At 72.4% G+C, this 18,455-nt stretch carries 12 protein-coding genes; 3 read left to right on the top strand and 9 right to left on the bottom strand.

Annotation, left to right across the window (positions count from 1 at the left end; genetic code table 11):
• From VGB75_10700 to VGB75_10740, 9 genes are all read right to left on the bottom strand, one after another.
• On the bottom strand, nucleotides 1-3,291 hold the full coding sequence (locus tag VGB75_10700; GenBank protein HEY0167498.1) for an amino acid adenylation domain-containing protein: 3,291 nt from the start codon (nucleotides 3,289-3,291) through the stop codon (nucleotides 1-3).
• A gap of 2 nt (nucleotides 3,292-3,293) precedes the next feature.
• Complete coding sequence (locus VGB75_10705; GenBank protein HEY0167499.1) at nucleotides 3,294-9,116, bottom strand: amino acid adenylation domain-containing protein; 5,823 nt, start codon at nucleotides 9,114-9,116, stop codon at nucleotides 3,294-3,296.
• Nucleotides 9,117-9,200: 84 nt separating this feature from the next.
• Nucleotides 9,201-9,512, bottom strand: coding sequence for an MbtH family NRPS accessory protein (locus VGB75_10710; protein HEY0167500.1), 312 nt, complete (start codon nucleotides 9,510-9,512; stop codon nucleotides 9,201-9,203).
• A 45-nt stretch (nucleotides 9,513-9,557) separates the two neighbouring features.
• On the bottom strand, nucleotides 9,558-11,204 hold the full coding sequence (locus VGB75_10715; protein ID HEY0167501.1) for a class I adenylate-forming enzyme family protein: 1,647 nt from the start codon (nucleotides 11,202-11,204) through the stop codon (nucleotides 9,558-9,560).
• Nucleotides 11,205-11,241: 37 nt separating this feature from the next.
• On the bottom strand, nucleotides 11,242-12,006 hold the full coding sequence (locus VGB75_10720; GenBank protein ID HEY0167502.1) for an ABC transporter permease: 765 nt from the start codon (nucleotides 12,004-12,006) through the stop codon (nucleotides 11,242-11,244).
• A 47-nt stretch (nucleotides 12,007-12,053) separates the two neighbouring features.
• The gene (locus VGB75_10725) at nucleotides 12,054-13,034 is read right to left on the bottom strand and encodes an ATP-binding cassette domain-containing protein (protein HEY0167503.1); all 981 of its coding nucleotides are present in this window, start codon (nucleotides 13,032-13,034) and stop codon (nucleotides 12,054-12,056) included.
• Between the two features lie 149 nt (nucleotides 13,035-13,183).
• Entirely contained in the window at nucleotides 13,184-14,056 is an 873-nt protein-coding gene (locus VGB75_10730) for an alpha/beta fold hydrolase (GenBank protein ID HEY0167504.1), read from the bottom strand.
• A gap of 97 nt (nucleotides 14,057-14,153) precedes the next feature.
• Nucleotides 14,154-14,864, bottom strand: a complete 711-nt coding sequence (locus VGB75_10735; GenBank protein HEY0167505.1) for a polysaccharide deacetylase family protein — start codon at nucleotides 14,862-14,864, stop codon at nucleotides 14,154-14,156.
• A gap of 113 nt (nucleotides 14,865-14,977) precedes the next feature.
• A complete protein-coding gene (locus VGB75_10740; protein HEY0167506.1) occupies nucleotides 14,978-16,126 on the bottom strand; it encodes a glycosyltransferase in 1,149 nt (382 codons plus the stop codon).
• A 17-nt stretch (nucleotides 16,127-16,143) separates the two neighbouring features.
• On the opposite strand from VGB75_10740, the gene VGB75_10745 reads away from it, so the two are divergent.
• From VGB75_10745 to VGB75_10755, 3 genes are read left to right on the top strand one after another with little or no spacing between them, the layout of a single operon-like run.
• Nucleotides 16,144-17,094, top strand: a complete 951-nt coding sequence (locus VGB75_10745; protein HEY0167507.1) for a 3-oxoacyl-[acyl-carrier-protein] synthase III C-terminal domain-containing protein — start codon at nucleotides 16,144-16,146, stop codon at nucleotides 17,092-17,094.
• Between the two features lie 36 nt (nucleotides 17,095-17,130).
• Nucleotides 17,131-17,412: a phosphopantetheine-binding protein gene (locus VGB75_10750; protein ID HEY0167508.1), complete on the top strand. Its 282-nt coding sequence runs from the start codon at nucleotides 17,131-17,133 to the stop codon at nucleotides 17,410-17,412.
• Between the two features lie 5 nt (nucleotides 17,413-17,417).
• Nucleotides 17,418-18,452 (top strand): hypothetical protein, encoded by a 1,035-nt coding sequence (locus VGB75_10755; GenBank protein ID HEY0167509.1) that lies wholly within the window; start codon nucleotides 17,418-17,420, stop codon nucleotides 18,450-18,452.
• Nucleotides 18,453-18,455: the final 3 nt, after the last annotated feature.

An 18,455-nucleotide genomic window follows, 5' to 3' on the forward strand; every position in this document is an offset into this window, starting at 1 on the left:
CTACCTCCGCTCGTCCGGGATCAGCGTGCGCAGCAGGTCATCGGTCTCGGCGTCGCTGAGCTCGATCGCCGGCGTGCGCCGGGCCCCGCCGCCCGATCCGGACCGGGCGGCCTCCACCGCGGCTGCCAGACCGGCGACCGTCGGGTCGGCGAACAGCGCCCGGACCGGCAGGTCGACCCCGTAGGCGGTCCGGATCTGGGTCATCAGCCGGGTCGCCGTCAGCGAGTGCCCGCCCAGGGCGAAGAAGTTGTCCGTCACGCCCACCGGCGCCGGCAGGGCGAGCAGCTCGGCGAACATCGCCGCGAGCTCGGACTCCAACGGCGTCCGGGGCGCGACCGTCGCCTCACCGGGCGCCGTGCCCCACTCGGGCTCAGGAAGCGCCCGGTGGTCGATCTTTCCGCTGCCGGTCAGCGGTAGACGCTTCAACACCACGAAGGCGGCCGGTGTCATGTAGTCCGGCAGCACTTGGCGAAGTCGCTCACGCAGGTCCTCGGGCGGCTGGTCTGAGCCGGAGGCGGTCACCAGGTAAGCGACCAGCCGCACGTCGTGGCCGGCGCCGCGGACCGAGACCACCGCCTCGGCGATGTCGGGCTGGGCGCGCAGCACCGCCTCGATCTCGCCGCTCTCCACCCGGTAGCCGCGGATCTTGACCTGCCGGTCGGCGCGGCCGGCGAGCTCGATCCGCCCGGAGCTGCGCCACCGGCCGACGTCGCCGGTGCGGTACAGCCGCGCGCCGGGCCGGCCGCTGAAGGGGTCGGGCAGGAACCGGCTCGCGGTCATGCCCGGGGCGCCGAAGTAGCCCTGCCCTACGCCGGCGCCGCCGACGTAGACCTCGCCCAGCACGCCGGGCGGGACCGGCCGCAGCCGATCGTCGAGCACGTACAGCTGGGTGCCGGCGATGATCGAGCCGATCTCGATCGGCGCCGGTGAGGCCTCGACGGCCCCGCCGCCGGAGTAGATGGTGGTCTCGGTCGGCCCGTACAGGTTCCACAGGCACGCTTGCGGCCCGCCGCCGATGGCGTCGGCGAGGTCGCGCGACAGCGGCTCGCCGGCGGTCATCCGCACCCGCACCCCGTCGGGAACCCCGCCTACGTCGACCAGCATCCGCCAGCCGGCCGGCGTCGACTGCATCGCGGTGGCGCCGCTGTCGAGCAGCAGCCGGCGCAGCAGGGCGGCGTCCTGGGTGTGCTCGGAGTCGGCGACCACCACGCAGCCGCCGGCCAGCACCGGGGCCAGCAGTTCCACCAGGGCGATGTCGAAGGCGAAGGTCGAGACCGCGACGAACCGGTCCTCAGGCCCGAGCGCGAGCATCGGGCGCACCGCGTCGAGCAGCGCGGCGATGCCGCCCTGGGTCACGGTGACCGCCTTGGGCCGGCCGGTCGACCCCGAGGTGAACATCGTGTACGCGGCGGCGGCCGGCGCGACCACGGGCGCGGCGTCCAGGGCCGCCGACTGCAATCCGTCGCCGGACCCGCTGTCTGATGGCGCGTCAGACACATGACTAAGCGCGGGCTCGGGTGAAAGCCGCGCCAGGTCGATGACCGCGATCGGCTCGGCGGTGGCCGGCGGCCTCGGCGCGTCGACGGCGGCGCTGTCGATGAGGATCGCGCGGACCCTAGCGTCGGCGAGCATGGTGGCAAGGCGCTGGTCGGGGTAGATCTCATCCAACGGCACGTAACTGGCGCCGAGCGACCAGACGCCCAGCACCGCCGGCACCAGCCGGGCGCCGCGGCGCAGCAGGATGGCCACCCGGTCCGAGCCGTCGATGCCGTGCGCGCGCAGGGCGGCGGCGATCTGCTGGGCCCGCCGGCGGATCTGGTCGCCGGTCAGCGCGCCGTCGCTGCCCCGGGCCAGCACCGTGTCCCCGGCGCAGGCCCGCCACAGCTGGGTCACCGCGGTCGAGCCCGGCTCGGCGACCGGCCCGGCGTCGGGCCAGCTGCGGGTGACCAGCTCGTACAGCTCATCCGACATGATCTCGGCCTCGCCGACGGCCTGGTCGGCGTTCTCGGCGAACGCGCGCAGCACCCGGGAGAAGCCGTCGGCCAGCAGCCGGCCGGTGCTCGCGTCGAACAGGTCGCGGTTGTAGTTGAGCCGCACCCGCGGTCCGGACGGCGCGTCGGTCACGGTCAGCTCGAGCTCGAACTTCGCGGTGCCGTTCTCCAGCAGCTCCGGCCGCCAGCGCAGCCCGCCGCGGTCTGGCACCGCCCAGGACTCCTCCATCGCGAACATCACCTGCGTCAGCGGCAACCGCGCCGGGTCACGCTCAGGGCGCAGCAGCTCCACCACCCGGGCGAACGGCAGCTCCTGGTGCGCCAGCGCCCGGGCCGTCGCGGCGTGCACCGAGCGCGCCAGCTCGCCGAGGCTGGCCTCGGGGTCGACCGAGATCCGGATCGGCACGGTGTTCATGAACAGCCCGATCACCGACTCGGTCTCCGGCCGGGTGCGGGCGGCCATCGGCACCGCCACCAGCAGGTCGCGCTCACCGCTGAGCCGGGCCAGCACCGCGGCGTAGGCGGCCAGCAGCACCGCGAACACGGTGGTCTGGCCCGCGACGGCGGCCTGGCGCAACTGCGCCGCCAGCGCGGGGTCCACCTGTGAGTCCAGGCCGTCGGCGGCGAAGGTCTGCAACGCCGGGTACGGCCTGTCGACCGGCAGCCCCAGCGCGGCCGGGGCGTCAGCGAGCTCGGCTCGCCAGAACCGCTCGGCCTGGGCGTACTCCCCGCCCTCGGCGTGCTCGAGCTGCCAGAGCGCGAAGTCGGCGTACTGGATCGCCGGCTCCTCGGTGACCGCCTCGCCGCCGCCGGGCAGCGCCTCGTAGTCAGCCGACAGCTCGGAGAACAGGATCCGGAACGACCAGCCGTCGGCGACGATGTGGTGCATCACCACCGCCAGCACATGCCGGTCCGCCGACAGCCGCACCAGCCGGACCCGCAGCAGCGGGCCGACCGCGGGCAGGATCGGGGTCCGGGCCAGCTCGCCGATCAGGGCCCGGGCGGCCGGCTCGCGCTCGTCGGCGGGCAGGTGCTCGACCGAGGTGAGCTCCAGCGCCTGGAAGGTCGGCTCGTCTTCGATCACCTGCACCGGCATGCCCGACTCGTCGCGGAAGGTGGTGCGCAGCACCTCGTGCCGCAACAGGGTCGCCTCCCAGGCGCGCTGCAGCGTGTCCAGGTCGAGGTCGCCGTCCAGCCACAGCGCCCAGGCGATGTTGTAGGTCGGCTCGTCCGGATCCATCTGCGCCAGCAGCCACATCCGGCGCTGGCCGAAGGACGTCGGGAACTCGTACACGGCCATGCTCAGCCCTTCTTCTGGTCGGCGACCACCACGCGCAGTTCCGCGCTGTAACGCCGGCCCTGCGCGTCGGACAGCCACGCCTGCTCCGGGGTCGGCAGCATCTCCACGACGCTCAGGCGTGCCTCGGGGCCTGCGACGCGACGGCTACGGCGCAGCGCGCGCGAGATCAGGTCGATCGAGGCCAGGCTGGTGAGGTCGGCGTAGATCGGCTTGCGCTCGCCGGTGGTCCGCAGGAACACATGCCGGGGCAGGTCGTGGTCGGCGGCCCAGGCGCGGGCCTGGGCATAGCGGACCTGCTCATCGGCGGTGTCGGCGAACGCAGGCTCGGTGGCCGCGAAGTTCCAGGACTCGCGGCTGATCACCAGGTCGTCGATGGCGATCCGCGGCGAGTGCGCTCCGCGCGGCACCACCTGGAAGGACTGCACCAGCACCGCGGTGAGCAGGTCGCCGACCACCTCCAGCAGGCTGAACTCGGCCGAGGCGTCACGGCGGCGGACCCGCAGGCCGGTGGGCGAGTCGATCACCTCGCAGTCGCCGATCGTCAGGTCGGTGCGCGGGTCATAGCCGCACGAGTCGGCCGCGAAGACCAGTCGCCGATCGCCCTCGGAGGCCAGGATGTTGGACAGCCGCGAGCTGACGCCGCCCTCTTCGGCGGTCTCGGCGAGAAACACCGTGGGGTGGCCCAGGTCGTGGCGCATGCCCGCCCGGATGGCGCCCGGGTCGTCGTGGAACTCCAGCCAGGTGGCGTAGCGGGTGGTGACGATGCTGGGATGGATCTCCCCGAGCACCCAGCTGAACCGGCCGCCGGCCGCCGCGTCCCGGCCCGCGATCATCAGGTCGGGACTGTGGTGGACCGCCATCGGCCAGACCCGGGGCTGGGCCGGGAACGCGGCCGTCACCGCTGCCCGCAGGTCGGCCGAGCTCAGTCGGACCCGCCGCTGACCGCTCGGCAGCCGTTGGCCGTCCAGCGATCCCTGGTCGCCCGGCAACCCCAGGATCGTCGACCAGCGCTGCTGCAACCCGCGCACCGCTGGCTCGATGAGCTGCAGGGACTGGTCGAACAGGGCGTCGTTGGCCAGCAGCCAGAACTCGGCGAGACCGACGGCGTCGCTGCCCAGGGCCGCCGCGCGCTCGCGGTAGATCTCGGTGAAGCGGCGGGCGTACAGCGCGCCGCAGACCGCGGTGAACCACCGGGCGCTGTCGAGCACCAGCCCCAGCGCGTCCCGGGCGCCGTCCAGGACGTCCCCGCCGAAGGAGACGGTGTCGGCACGCAGGCACTCCTCGTAGGCCAGGGTGCGCCCGGCGTAGAGCTCGCCGGCCCGGCGGGTGGGCGCGACCTTGGCCAGCCGGGTGAACGTCGACTCCAGCTCGGCCATCGCCGTGGCCACCCGTTCCGGGTCACCGGCGGCGGCGGCGAGGGCGTCCCGGCCTGCGGTGAAGGCGTCGAGGGCGGCCTCGGCCGGCGCGCGCACGCTCTCGTCGGAGACCCGGGCCAGCACCGCGCGCAGGGAGCGCTCGGGCCGGATGTCCTGCGGGGCCACGTCTACCCGCCAGACCAGCCGGTGGCTGTCACTCAGGCGGGCCATCGTCGCGTAGACCTCGGCGACGGCGCCGAGCCCGGCCGCCGGGTCGGCGAGCACCACAGCCGCGACCTCGTGGGCGGTGCGGACGCCGTCGCAGGCGTGCAGGACCGCCGCCTCGGCCGGCGTCAACTGAACCGGCGGCGCCAGCGGCGGCCGCAGCAGGTTGCCCTCAAGCGCCAGGAACGGCATCCGCCGCGGGACCAGCCAGGGCCGCAGGGCCTCGGTGTGCTCGGCCATCAGGGCACGGATGCCCCAGCCCTCCATGTAGGTGATCCGCTCGCGCGTCGGGCCGGCCGAGTCGGCGTGGGAGATCCGGATCCCCGGGCCGTCGTCGAACTGCGCCAGGCTCACCGGGCCGAAGAAGCCGATGGTGTCGTTCTTGGCGCAGTAACGCTGCAGGTAACTGGCGACCAGCGCCTCGTGCTGGCGGTGCTTGGTGTTGCGGCTGGCAGGCTCGGGCCCGCGCCGCACCAGCGCGTCGACGCCGGTCGACAGGGCATGCCGGTTCTGCCAGGCGATCGCCTCGCGCAGCGCGGGCAGGCCGGCGGCGTCGTGAAGCGCGACGCCCAGCCGCCGGACGGCGGCGGGGAACTCGGCCGCGTAGGCCGCCTCGGCCTGTTCCAGGTCGCCGGCCCCGGCCCGGGCGCCGATGGCGGCGTCGGCCGCCTCGGCCAGGGCAGGATCGCCCAACCTGCTCAGCAGGTCCAGGGGGAAGCCGGCCGCGCGCAGGCACAGGTTGCGCCACAGCGCCCAGTCATCGGTCATAGGCACTAGGTGCGGCGCCAGCCCGCCCGGACGCTCGGCCTGGGGCTGCGCGGGCGCGGCCTCGGGCTGCCTGGACGCGGCCTCGGGCTGCGCGGGCACGGCGCGGAAGGCGCTGCGGTCGCGGCGCGCGATTCCCGGCCCCCTCGTGGTCACCGCGCTGGCGGTGGGGGCGTCCGCCGCCGACGCGCTGGCGGTGGGAGCGTCCGCCGACGCCGGTCGGGCGTCGGTCGCGGCCTCGCCAGTCGCGGCCTCGGCGGTCGCGACTCGGTACCCGGCCCGGGACCGCCGGCCGATGGCCCCTCGGGCGGGCGTGCCAGCGGTGGCCGCCGAGCGCGCCGCGTCGATGGCACCGGCGCACTCCGACAGCGACGGCGCCAGGTAGAACGAGCCCATCGGCAGGTCGACCCCGAACACCTCTTGGATGCGGAACATCAGCCGGGCCGCGGACAGCGAGTTGCCGCCGAGGGCGAAGAAGTTGTCGTCGCGGCCGACGCCTTCGATGTCGAGCAACTGCTGCCAGATCTCGACCAGCCGGTGCTCGGTCGCACCGCGCGGCGGGCTCGCCGGCTCGGTGACCTCCCGCTCCAGCGTCGGCAGCGCCGCCCGGTCCAGTTTGCCGTTGGCGTTGAGCGGAAACGCCTCGAGCACCGCGAAATCGGCGGGCACCAGGTAGTCCGGCAGCCGGTCGGCGAGGAACTCGCGCAGCTGTGCGGGGCGCACCATGCTCGGGTCCACCCCGCCCTCAACCGTCAGGTAGCCGACCAGGCGCCGCTGCGCGCCGTCGCCGCGTACCAGCACGACCGCCTCGCGGACTCCCGGGCACGCGCGCAGCGCCGACTCGACCTCGCCGGGCTCGACCCTGAAGCCGCGGATCTTGACCTGGTCATCGGCCCGCCCCAGGAACTCGAGCACTCCGTCGGCGCGCCAGCGGGCCAGGTCGCCGGTGCGGTACAACCTTTCGCCGTGCCCGTCCGGATCGGGCACGAACGCGCGCGCCGTCGCCGCGGCGTCGCCACGGTACCCACGAGCCAGGCCGTCGCCGCCGGTGTAGAGCTCGCCGGGCACCCCGATCGGCGTCGGGCGCAGGTCGGAGTCCAGGACCTGCACCGTGGTGTGCTGGATCGGCCGTCCGATCGGCACCGTGGTGGCGACCTCGTCCGGGTCGGTCATCACGTGGCAGGCGGTGAACGTGGTGTTCTCGGTCGGGCCGTAGCCGTTGACCAGCGGCCGGCCGCCGCGAGCCGTCAGCGCGGTGCGGACCGCCTCCGGATGGAGCACGTCGCCTCCGGCCAGCACCTGGCCCACGCCGGCGAGCGCGTCGGCGTCCACCTCGACCAGTTGATGGAACAGCCCCGCGGTCAGCCAGGCGACGCTCACGCCGCTGGTGCGCAGCAGCGAGGCGATCTCCGGCAGACCGAGCGGCCCGGCCGGGGCCAGCACCAGGGCAGCGCCGGTGAGCAGCGCGCCCCAGATCTCCAGGGTGGAGGCGTCGAAGGCGACCGGGGCCAGCTGCAGCACCCGCTGTCCGGGGCCCAGCGTGACGAACGTCGGATCACTCACCAGCCGCACGACAGCCCGGTGCGGCACGGCGACGCCCTTGGGCACGCCGGTCGACCCCGAGGTGAAGCTGAGATAGGCAAGGCTCAGCGGATGCGCCAGGTCAGCCGGCGCGGCGTCAGCGTCGGCGTCGGCGTCGGAGTCGGAGCCGGAGCCGGAGCCGGAGCCCACCAAGTCCGGCAGTCGGAGCACCTCCACGCCCGCGACCGGCGGCACCCCGGCCGCGGTCTCATCGCTCACCAGCACCACCCGGGCGCCGGCGATCATGGTGGCGACCCGTGCCGCCGGGCTGCTCGGGTCGATCGGCAGGTACGTCCCGCCGGCCTTGAGCACCGCCAGCAGGGCCACGATCAGGTCGGCGCCGCGAGGCAGCGCCACGCCGACCACCGTCTCCGGTCCCACCCCGACGCGACGCAGCGCCCAGGCCAGGCGGTTGCTGCGCCGGTCGAGTTCGGCATAGCTCCACGAGCCCGCCGCCGACACCAACGCCGGCGCGTCCGGCTGCCGGGCGACCTGAGCGGCGAACAGGGCTGGCACCGTCGACTCCCGCGGGTAGCGCGAGTCCTCAGCAGCCGCGCGGTTGAAGTCCGAGCGCAGTGCGGCCTCGTCCTGGGCGCCCAGCCTCAGCCCGGCCAGCGGCGTCGCCTGCGCGCCCGCGAGTTCGAGCAGCGTGGCGCGAAGCTGCTCGAGCATCCGGGCGCCGGAGCCCTCGACGAAGCGGCTGCCGTCCCAGATCATCCCCAGCTGGAACTCGGGCTCGTCGTAGCCGCACACCGTCAACGGGTAGGACGGCAACCGGTCCACCCGGGCGCTGACCGGGTGGCCCGGCCCGCTGGACAGCCCGGCCTGCAGCGAGCACCGGTCGAACATCACCAGGGTGTCGAGCACCGCATTGCCCACCGGCAACCCGGCCCAGCTCAGGATGGAGGCCAGCGGGGTCAGCTGGTGCTGCCGGATCTGGGCGATGCCCTCGTTCACCGCGCTCAACAGCTCGCCGACCGAGGACTGCGGATCGACGCGCACCCGCAACGGCATCGTGTTGATCAGCAGCCCCATCACGTCCTCGGCGCCCGGGATGCTCTGGCGCCGGCAGGACCGGGTGACCGCCAGCACGACGTCATCGACACCGCCGTAGCGAGCCCGCAGCAGCGCCCAGGCGGCGCTGAGCATGGTGCTGGAGCTGAGCCCGGCACGGCGGGCGGCCGCCCGTACACGGTCGGAGTCCTCGCGTGGGAGCACCGTGCTCAGCGCCCTGGGCTCAGCGGGGACCCCTGGGCGGGCGCCGAGATAGCCGGGCAACGCCCGTGGCTGCACAGCGCCGGCGAGGTAGGGAGTCCAGAACGCCTCGGACATCGACTGGTCAGACATCTGCCACCACTCCACGAAGTCAGAGAACGGCGGACGCAGTGGCGCCGACGCCACCCGCCCGGCCAGCCTCGCCGCATAGTCCCGGCACACCTCGTCGACCAGCAGCCGCATCGACCAGCCGTCCAGCAGCGCATGGTGAAACGTCAGCACCGCCCGCCGCGCCGGCGCGTCCGGTGACCGCTGGCCGCCCTGCGGCCGGCGCAGCACGCTGAGGCGGACCAGCGGCGGGCGTCTGACGTCGAAGGGCTCGCGCCGGTCGGCGAGCAGGAAGGACTCGAACGCCTCGTCGGGCCCGGACGGTGGCGCGGCCGGCAGCTGGCGCCACCGGATGTCGATCGACGCGGCCGGGTCCACGACCTGGACCAGGCCGTGCTCCTCGTGTAGCTGGAACGCCGTGCGCAATACGGGATTGCGCCGGACGACCTCGCGCCAGGCCGCCTCGAACGGCTCGGGCTCGAGCGGGTCGGCCCAGTCGAGGGTCACCTGCAGGACGTCCACGCCGTCGAGGGGATAGCGCAGGGTGCTCAGGATCATCCCGTGCTGGGCGGGCAAGGCTCGACCACGGGTGGGTGGCTGCGCTGTGGCGACCGCATTCGAACGCCCTGCAGTCATAGAGGTGTTGCCGGCGCGGTCACGTCAGCTCGAGACGTTGTGCTCGTGGTCACGCATCCACTCACGCACCGACAGTGGTCGCATGTCGGTCCAGTGAGCATCGATGTAGGCAAGGCACTCGTCCTCGTCGCCGGTGAAACCGTCGCGCCGCCAGCCGGCCGGCAGGTCGCGGTCCTCGGGCCAGATCGAGTACTGCTCCTCGGAATTGACGACGACCGCGTGCACCCTCGTCCTCCGCATCTCAGCCATCGTCCACTCCGCCACGGCATCGAGCGGCTGCGCCGCGATCTGGTCGAGGTAAACCGCGCTCTCTCGCGCGTCGAGCGAGAATGTCACGCTCTGCAAGGGGCGTCAAGCTAGCCGCGAGCGGTCCGCGCGGCCTCATCCGGGGCCGGCGCTTGCCAGCAATTGCCGGCGCATCAGGAACTTGCGGACCTTGCCGGTCGGGCCCATCACCACCCCGTCGTCGGGGACGGTCATGACCTGCTGCAGGGTTCGCGCCGCCGGTTCGCCGAGCGCGGCGCGCACCTGCGCCTCACGGTCGAGGCCGGGATCGGCGTCCTCGGCCAGCACCAGCAGCACCTCGGTGACCGGCGCGCCGTCCTCGTTCCGGGCCGCGATGACACTGCAGTCACGGACATCGGGGCACTGCTTGAGGATTCGCTCCTCCGACAGCGCGGTGTAGAGCCAATTCCCGTCGCCGAGGTCGAGGGCGTCGCTGGCCCGGTCGACGTGGTAGTAGTAACCCTCCTCGTCGCGGTACAGCAGGTCACCGGTCAGGTAGTAGCCGTTTAGCCTGGTACGAAAGGTATTGACCGAGTCGTTCCAGTAGCCCAGCGCCAGCGTCGGTGATTTCAGCCCTAAGTGGCCGACCTGTCCAGGCGCGACTTCGGCGCCGGTCTCGACGTCGAGCAGCGCCACCTCGGCGAATGGGTAGGGCTTGCCGACGCACCGGTCATAGCGGTCGCTGCCCAGCCGGTGGATCATGGCGAACGCGCTGTGCCCCATCTCGGTCGAGCCGAGGGTGTCGATGAACTTCGAGCCCTCGACGCTGACCACGCCCTTGCCGCGCTGGTAGGTCAGGTGGCTGCCGACGGCGACCAGCCGACGAATGTGCGACTCGTGCGCGCAATCTCCGGTGCTGGACCAGTTACGCACCGAGCTGAGGTCCCGGGCGCTGAGGTCGAAGCGGGCCAACTCCGCCCAGGTCACGGCGAAGCCGAAGACCCCGGTCGGCCGCCAGCGCTCGATCGCGTCGAGGATCGCCTCGCCGCTTCGCCGGAACTCACCGCCCTGCGCTGACAGGCACAACAGCTGATAGCCGTTGCACAGCGCCTGATTCATGGTGATGACGCCGGCGGTGTGCGCGGCCGGCAGCGCCGACAGCTCACGCACCTCGCCGTACGGGCGGGCCTCGGTGAGCCGGACCGCCCGGATCGCGGCGAACAGCCCGTGGTGGGAGTGCACGATCGCAGCCGGCGTGCGGGTGGTGCCGGAGGAGTGCGTGATGGCGACCGGGTCCTGCCCGTGGTGGCGGTAGTGCGCCGGCGCCAGTCGGGGGTCACCGGCGCCGGTCTCGCTCGCGTCACCGAGGATCGGCACGCCCAGGTCGTGCTCGCGCAGCTCGGCGTGGTCGGCGTCGATGACGACACCGACGCCCCGCAGCCGGCGGATGAACTCGGCCGCGACCTCGATCGGCATGCTGCCGTTGAGCAGCGCTGGGATGGCTCCCAGCCAGGTCAGGGCGAAGTAGTTGAGAAACACGTCGGCCGCCGATGTCACGTAGACCGCGACCGGGTCGCGCGGGCCGATCCCCCGTTCGGAGAACCAGTGCGCCCGCGCGGCGGCCCGCTCGCTCAGCATGCTCAGCGACAGCGGCGCCCAGGCCGCGATGCCGTCGACCTCGCGGTCAAAACTCACCCGCGGCATGTCCGGGTCGGCGCCGTGCTCGGCCAGCCGGAGCAGCACATTGCCCGCGCCGAGCTGCATGTCCTCGGTCAGCGCCACACGCAGGTGTGTCGGATCCACGGACCCCGCCTCTCTGCCAGAACCGCCCGAGCGCGACTCAGGCGATCTTGCGGTTGAACAGCCGCGAGGACCACAGCACGCTGGCCATCGTCAGCACGGTGATGATCAGCGTGCCCTGCCAGACCGCGGAATCGCCGGGGTGGCCGTTGAACAGCGCCCGCAGCGCGTCGGTGGCCCAGGCGAACGGGTTGCCCAGTGAGAGGGTCTGGATCCACAGCGGGGCCAGGGTCAGGGGGATCAGCACGCCGGCCAGCAGCGAGATCGGCTGGCCGGCGGTGTTGACCAGCACGCCCAGGCTGTTGGCGTCACGCACCAGCAACGCCACGTCATAGGAGATCGAGGTGGACAGCAGGGCCATCATCGACAGCACCAGGTAGGCGCCCAGCAGGTTCAGCGGCTGCACCCGTAGCCCGAACGGCAGCGCGGCGACGGTGATGACCACCGCCTGCACCAGGATCAGGCTGACGTGCATCAGCGCCCGGCCGAGCAGCAGCCCGACCCGGCTGATCGGGGTGACCCGGCACCGCTCGATGATGCCCTCGCGCAGCGCCTGCAGCAGGCCGTAACCGGCGAACAACCCGCCGAACAGGCCCATCGCGACGAACAATCCGGGCACATAGATCCGGTAGGCGTCGGCGTAGCTGGTGGCGCCCCGGCCGGCCATCGCGACCTTGAGGAAGGGGGCGAACAGCACCAGGTAGGTGATCGGCTGAGCCAGGCTGAACAGGATCATGGTCCTGCTGCGCATCATCAGGGCAGCCTCCTGCTGATAGATCAGCCAGGTGTCGCGGAGGATCTTCACTGCTGCCCTCTTTCAGATCTCATGTCTTCGAAGTCCCCGAGTCGATCTCAGTCGGTGAGCAAGCGGCCGGTCTTGGCCAGGAACACGTCGTCCAGGCTCGGCCGGCGGGCCTCTACCGCGCCCGGCTCGATGCCCTTGTCCAGCAGCGTGCGCATGATGTTCGGGATCGCGGTCGCGCTGCTTTCCACGTAGAGCCGCACGGTTCCCTCGACCACCTCGGAGCTGGTGACATAGGGCTCTTCGAGCAGCAGCTTCTCGGCTTCGTGCACCACGTTCGGATCCACCACCCCGGCCGTGTCGGAAGCGGCCATGTCGAGCACGACCACATCGCCGGAGATCTCCCGCTTGAGCGCCGCCGGGGTGCCCTCGGCCACGATCAGGCCGCCGTCGATGATCGAGATGCGGTCGCATAGCGCGTCGGCCTCGTCGAGGTAGTGCGTGGTGAGAAAGATCGTCATGCCCTCATCGCGCAGCCGGCGCACCTCCTGCCACATCCGGGCCCGGCTCGGCGGGTCCAACCCGGCGGTGGGCTCGTCCAGGAACATCACCTTGGGCGAGTGGATGACGCCGAGGGCGACATCCAGGCGACGGCGCTGCCCGCCGGAGTAGGTCTTGATCTCACGGTCTGCGAAGTCCTCGAGCTGGAACGCCTTGACCGCCGCTTCGCAGAGGGTCAGCGCGGTGGACTTCGGCAGGCCGTGCATCCGGGCCTGCAGCACCAGCTCACGCCGGGCGTTGGACATGTCGTAGGTGCCGCTGACCTGGGCGACGTAGCCGATGTTGTCGCGCACCTGCGCCGGCGCGCGCAGCACGTCCGCGCCCGCGATCATCGCCTCGCCGCCGTCCGGGCGGGTCAGGGTGGACAGCATCCGCAGCGTGGTCGACTTGCCGGCGCCGTTGGGGCCGAGAAAGCCGAAGATCTCGCCGCGCTGCACGGAGAAGTCCACCCCACGCACCGCCTCCACCGGGGTGGCCTTGCGTCCGTGTCCACGTTTGTACGACTTGCGAAGGCCAGTGGCCTCGATCATCGAGCCTCCTCGCGCAACGGCCATGAGGAGGGCCGAGCACCAGGCGAGGTTACCCCAGCGCAGTCACCGGACAAGGGCAGTTGGCCAGAACGGAGTCAGGGACCGAACGAGCCGGGCCGCCCCACGTCGGGGCGGTTGAGCGGCGCGGCTCAGCCGGCCAGCGCGGCGGCGCGGGCCAGCCGCTCGGCCACCGCGGCGCCGACCACCGAGATCGGCTGCGGCAGCAGCATGTGCCGGTGCGCGCAGTCCACCTCGGTCACCTCGATCGGCTGCCGGACGAAGGGCTGCCAGTCCGCCAGCTTCTCCTCCAGCGGCCGGCCCAGGCGCATGGCAGCGCAGAACAGCACCGGACCCCGGACCTGCTCGGGCCAGTAGCCGTGGGCCACCGTGACGGTGTTGCGGATAACCCGCAGCAACGCCTGCAGGCGGGGCAGCGGCCACTCCTCCAGGCCCAGGCCCGGCCGGCGCCGCACCACCTCCAGCACCCGCGCCTCGGGATCGGGATCGTCCTCGGCCACGCTCGGGTCGTAACCGAACTCCGCGAGCACGAAGTTGTACAGCATCCAGGCGTGGGCGTCGGATCCGGTCATCGACTCCGCGATCTCGGGAGCGGCGTCCATGATCGCCAAGAGCCCCACCTCGTGCCCGCGCCGTTCGAGTTCCTCGGCGACGGCAAAGGCTATGTTGCCGCCCAGGGACCAGCCGAGCAGGTGGTAGGGCCCCTCGGGTTGGGTCATCCGGATCTGGTCGGCGTAGTCGCGCGCCATCTCGGCCATGCTCGCCGGCAGTGGCTCGGGCCGCCGCAGGCCACGCGGTTGCAGGCCGTACACCGGGTGCTGCTCACCGATGTGGGGCAGCAACGCGCGGTAGCACCAGCTCAGCCCGACGATCGGATGGGCGCAGAACAGCGGCGCCCCGCTCCCGCCGACCCGCAGCGGCAGCACCAGGTCCAGGACGCCACCGGCCGCTCGCGCGGTGGCACGCCGCTGCCGGGCCCACTGAAGGTCCTCGCCGGACGGCATCTTCACGCCGGCCACGATAACACCGCCGCGCTGGCCAGCAGGGGGTTGAGGAAAGTTCGCGATCGGCCGTGCACGACCGGTTTGCCTGGAGCAGGATTCAGCCGCCGCGCCCCGCCGGCGCCGGGTCGGACAGGCTCACGAACGTGAACCCCGCGTCCCGCAGCCGTCGCAGGAGCAGCATGGTGATGTCGATGACCTGGAGGTCCAGGTCGGCCTCGGCCAGCCCGCCCGCGGTGAACTCGGTGAACGGGGCGAAGTCGTGCAGCAGCACCACCCCGCCGCCGAAACGCTGCAGGCCTACGAAGATCTCATCGACGCAGCCGGCGACCGTCTGGTGCGGGCGCGGGTTCGACGGCGGGCGCAGGACGTCGTCCCGGCGGTAGGTGATGTCCCAGTCGCGGCCGGAGGCGTGCCAGCCGACCGGGCCCGCATAGCCCGGCACCGGCTCGTCGCCGACGCCGTACGGCGGGCGGTGCCAGATGGTGTCAGAGAAGTAGTCCGGGCCCAGGTGGTGCTCGACCCGTTTGCGGCACTTGCCCAGCTGGTCGGCCGCCAGCGCGACGGAGCTGAACGGCCGGTGGTACTCGCTGTGCAGTCCGATGGTGTGTCCGTAGTCGGCGTAGGCCTGCAGCACCGGCCCGTAGCGCTTGATGCTCTCGCCCAGCACGAAGAAGGTCGCCGACACGCCTTCCTCGCGCAGCGACTGCGCGAGTTCGGCGGATCTGGGACCGGGCCCGTCATCGTAGGTCAGGGCCACGCAACCGGGGGCGATCGCGGGCGTGCCGGACAGGATCATGGCGTTGTCCATCTGTGGCCTTCCGGTCGGCGGGCTGCAAAGGCCGGCACGAAATGCCCGAACCGGGAGGTTTTCCCTTGACCACGCGGGACATTCGTGACGTCGGCCCAGCCTAACGCCGGCAGCTAGGCCAGGCGGGCCAATGCCGCAAGGTGCTCGACCGCAGCCGCCGCGCCACCGGCCGCGGCGAAGGACTCGGCGACCCCGCGTGCGGCCCTTCGATAGCTCGGCTCGTCGAGCACGGCCGCCACCGCCGCGCCGAGCTCAGCGGCGCCGGCCGAGTCGAAGGACAGCGCGAGGCCGGCGCCGGCCTCGGCCACCTGGCGTGCCAGCGCCGGCTGGTCGTGCCGGATCGGCGTGATGACCAGGGGCACTCCGAAGGACAGCGCCTCGGTCACGGTGCCCATCCCGCCGTGGCAGACCACCGCGTCCAGTCGTGGCAGCAGCTTCAGCATCGGCACGCGCGGGGCGACCAGCGCCCCGGCGAGTTCGGCCACCGCGGCGGCCGGCGCGGCGAACACCGGTTGCACCCGGTCCATCAGCGGTCGCAGCGCCGAGGTCATCCGCGGGTAGAACTCCTCCGCCAGGTGCTCGGACAGGGTGCCGACGGTGACCAGCACGTGCCGGCGCTCAGGATCCCAGTCCTGCCAGGCGAAAGCGGGATCATCGGCCCGCCGGCCCAGCACCGGGCCGACCAGCCGGCACTGCGGCGGCAACGGCGCGGCGCCGGTGAGCGCCTGGCTGGTCAGCGCGAGCACCAGGTACGGCGAGAACCGCAGGTCCACCGACTCGTCCACCGGCAGCCCGGCCATAGCCCACACCCGGGCCAGTTGCTCGGCCACCCAGTCCTGGTGCCCGGGCAGCTCCCAGCTCGGCGGGGTCAACTCCATGGCCCCGGTGCACAGGCTGGCCCACCGCACGCCGTGCCGGTGCGCGGCCAGCGCGCCGGCCACCGCGTACTGATCGACCACCACGACATCGGGCCGGTACTCGGCGACGGCGGCGTCGACCGGTTCGAGGATGAACCGGTTCAGCGGGATCAGGTAGCCGGTCCAGAGCCCCCGGGCGGCCTCGGCGCCGGTGCCGTCGTGCTGGCGGTAATAGCGCTTGCCGGTCGGGTAGATCTCCGCCCGCGGACCGACCAGCGGGCGCAGATCGCTCTCGGGCCCGCACCAGGCGATGTCGTGGCCGCCTTCCACCAGGGCCTGGCCCAGGGCCAGCGCGGCGTTGAGGTGGCCGGTCAGCGGAAGCACCACGATGAGAAAGCGGGCCACGCCGGTATCCTGCCACGATGACCGCCCTGGATGCCGTCGCGGCCTACCAGCCGGCCGCCCGGCTCACCGTCGAGGACCTGGCCGAGCCGCTCGGGCTGACCGAGATGGAGGTCAAGCTGTTCCGGCGCTTCCACGGCCTGGGCGAGGTCTGCCAGGACCCGGACGCCTCGTTGACCGACCTGTTGCTGGCCGCCGCCGCGCTGATCCCGTTGCGCGGACAGCAGCATCGGGTCCGTTACGTGCTGTGGGCCCGGGCGTTCTCGACGGTGGCGCCCTATCCGCACAACCCGCTGGCCGACGTCTGCCGGGAGCTCGGCCTGGAACACGCGCTGGCCTTCGCGGTCACCCAGCAGTCCTGTGCCAGCTCGCTGCTGGCCATCGACCTGGCCGGCCGGCTGCTGGCCGCCGACGCCGCGGCGGGACCGGACCCGGCGCCCGGCGCCGAGCCGCTGGCGCTGGTGCTGACCGGTGAGAAGGCGTTCACCCGCGACGCGCAGCTGCTACCGGGGATGTCGCTGTTCAGCGAAGGCGCCTCGGCCTGCCTGGTCAGCGCCACCGGCGCCCGGAACCGGCTGCTGGCCTACGCCTGCTCCCAGCGCGGCGAATTCGACACCGCGGGCGGCGTGTCCGCCGAGGAGTTCCAGCAGCAGTACCGGCCGCTGCTGGCGGGTGTGATCCAGCAGGCGTTGGACCAGGCCGGCCTGACCCTCGCCGACATCCGGCTCATCCTGCCGCACAACGTCAATCTGGTGACCTGGCAGCGGATGTGCCGGCTGCTGCGCTTTCCGGTGGAACAAGTGCTGTTGGACAACATCGTCAGCAACGGGCACGTATTCTGCGCGGACGCGTTCCTCAACTACCAGACCGCCTGCCAGCGAGGGCTGCTGCATCCCGGCGACCGCTACCTGGTGGCCAGCGTCGGCGCCGGCCATGGCGCCACATTCGCCGCCATGGTGTTCGAACACTGACTACAGTTCGGGCACTGATCCTTAGGAGAGACTGAGATGGCATTACCCGAGACCAGCGTGGACGCCGGATTCCAGCAGCAGGTGGCCCAGGCGCTCGCTGAGCTGCTGGTGCTGCTGCTCGAACGCGACGAGCCGGTGACCGAGGACATGCGCCTGATGGACGAGCTCATGGTCAGCTCGCTGCTCGGATTAGAACTGCTGCTGCGGCTGGAAGAGCAGTTCGACATCCAGATCGACGTCGAGCAGATGGACCAGGATCAGATCCACACCGTGGGTGACCTGGCGACGTTCGTCGCGGGCAACCACCGCCCGGGTTAGGCACGATGCCCGTTTCGGGCACGCCGGCGCCAGGGCTGCCGCGCGCCGGCCTGCGGCTGGTCCGGGCCGAGCGCCGGACGTTCGCCGGGTCGGCGGAGTTCCTCTCCGATCCGGGCAACCGCGCGGCGGTGGACGTCTACCTGTCTGACCTCGTTCGAGGTTTTCCGCCGCACTTGCCGCACACCTCCACGTTGACCGAGGATTCAGCGGCGCCACCGCTGACGATGTCGCCGTCGCAGGGCCACTCCTACGGCGAGATGGCCCAGACGCTGATCGGCGCGGTGACCTCGGCGGACCAGCCGGTCGACCTGCTGGTGCTGGCCTTCTCGATCCACGACATGCAGCCGGGCCGGGCCACCGCGACCTATCTCAGCCATGTCTGCCCGGGCAACCCGATGTCGTTCGCGATCTGCGACCAGGGCTCGGTGGCGGCCTACAGCGGTCTGCGCATCGCCCGGGACTATCCGGCCTCGACCGAGCGCTCCCGGTCGCTGGTGATCGTCGTGGAGCAGGCGGCACTGCCCTACGACGTCAGCACGGCCCTGCCCGCGCAGCACCGCGGAGTCGCGCTGCTGCTTGAGAACGGCCCCGTGGCCGACAGGTCAGCCGAGGACGGTTCTGCCGGTAACGAGTCAGCCGGGCGACGGGCGGGCCCGGCGCGGCTGGTGGGACTCACCCAGCGACCCGACCTGGCGCCGGCCGCGGTCGCCGGGCAGGCCGAGGCCGACCTCGCCGAGCTGACGGCCGGCCACCGCGAGGTGCGCCTGGTGCTGAGCCCCGCGCTGGCCGCAGCCTGGCCGCGGCAGCTGGGCGAGCAGGTGCGGGTCGGGCCTGGCGACCAGCCCTCGACCGGAATCTGGTGGCAGCTAGTGGACGAACTCGACGCTCTCGGCGCACTGGACGCACCCGACCGAGTGGACGCTCCTGACCAACTGGACGCCTCTGGCGGACAGGCGGCCGGGCGTCCGAGCCTGCTGGTGGCCGCCGACTACGACCCTGACCTGCGCTACCTGTGCATGATCGCGCTCGAACTCGGCTGAGCC

It is taken from the genome of Jatrophihabitans sp. (genome assembly GCA_036399055.1).
Taxonomy (GTDB): Bacteria; Actinomycetota; Actinomycetes; order Mycobacteriales; family Jatrophihabitantaceae; genus Jatrophihabitans_A.

What these genes read in the sequence shown, in the direction of transcription:
- VGB75_10700 (HEY0167498.1), bottom strand. Translation starts at nt 3,291, where the DNA reads ATGGCCGTGTACGAGTTCCCGACGTCCTTCGGCCAGCGCCGGATGTGG.
- VGB75_10750 (HEY0167508.1), top strand. Translation starts at nt 17,131, where the DNA reads ATGGCATTACCCGAGACCAGCGTGGACGCCGGATTCCAGCAGCAGGTG.
- VGB75_10745 (HEY0167507.1), top strand. Translation starts at nt 16,144, where the DNA reads ATGACCGCCCTGGATGCCGTCGCGGCCTACCAGCCGGCCGCCCGGCTC.
- VGB75_10735 (HEY0167505.1), bottom strand. Translation starts at nt 14,864, where the DNA reads ATGGACAACGCCATGATCCTGTCCGGCACGCCCGCGATCGCCCCCGGT.
- VGB75_10755 (HEY0167509.1), top strand. Translation starts at nt 17,418, where the DNA reads ATGCCCGTTTCGGGCACGCCGGCGCCAGGGCTGCCGCGCGCCGGCCTG.
- VGB75_10725 (HEY0167503.1), bottom strand. Translation starts at nt 13,034, where the DNA reads ATGATCGAGGCCACTGGCCTTCGCAAGTCGTACAAACGTGGACACGGA.
- VGB75_10730 (HEY0167504.1), bottom strand. Translation starts at nt 14,056, where the DNA reads ATGCCGTCCGGCGAGGACCTTCAGTGGGCCCGGCAGCGGCGTGCCACC.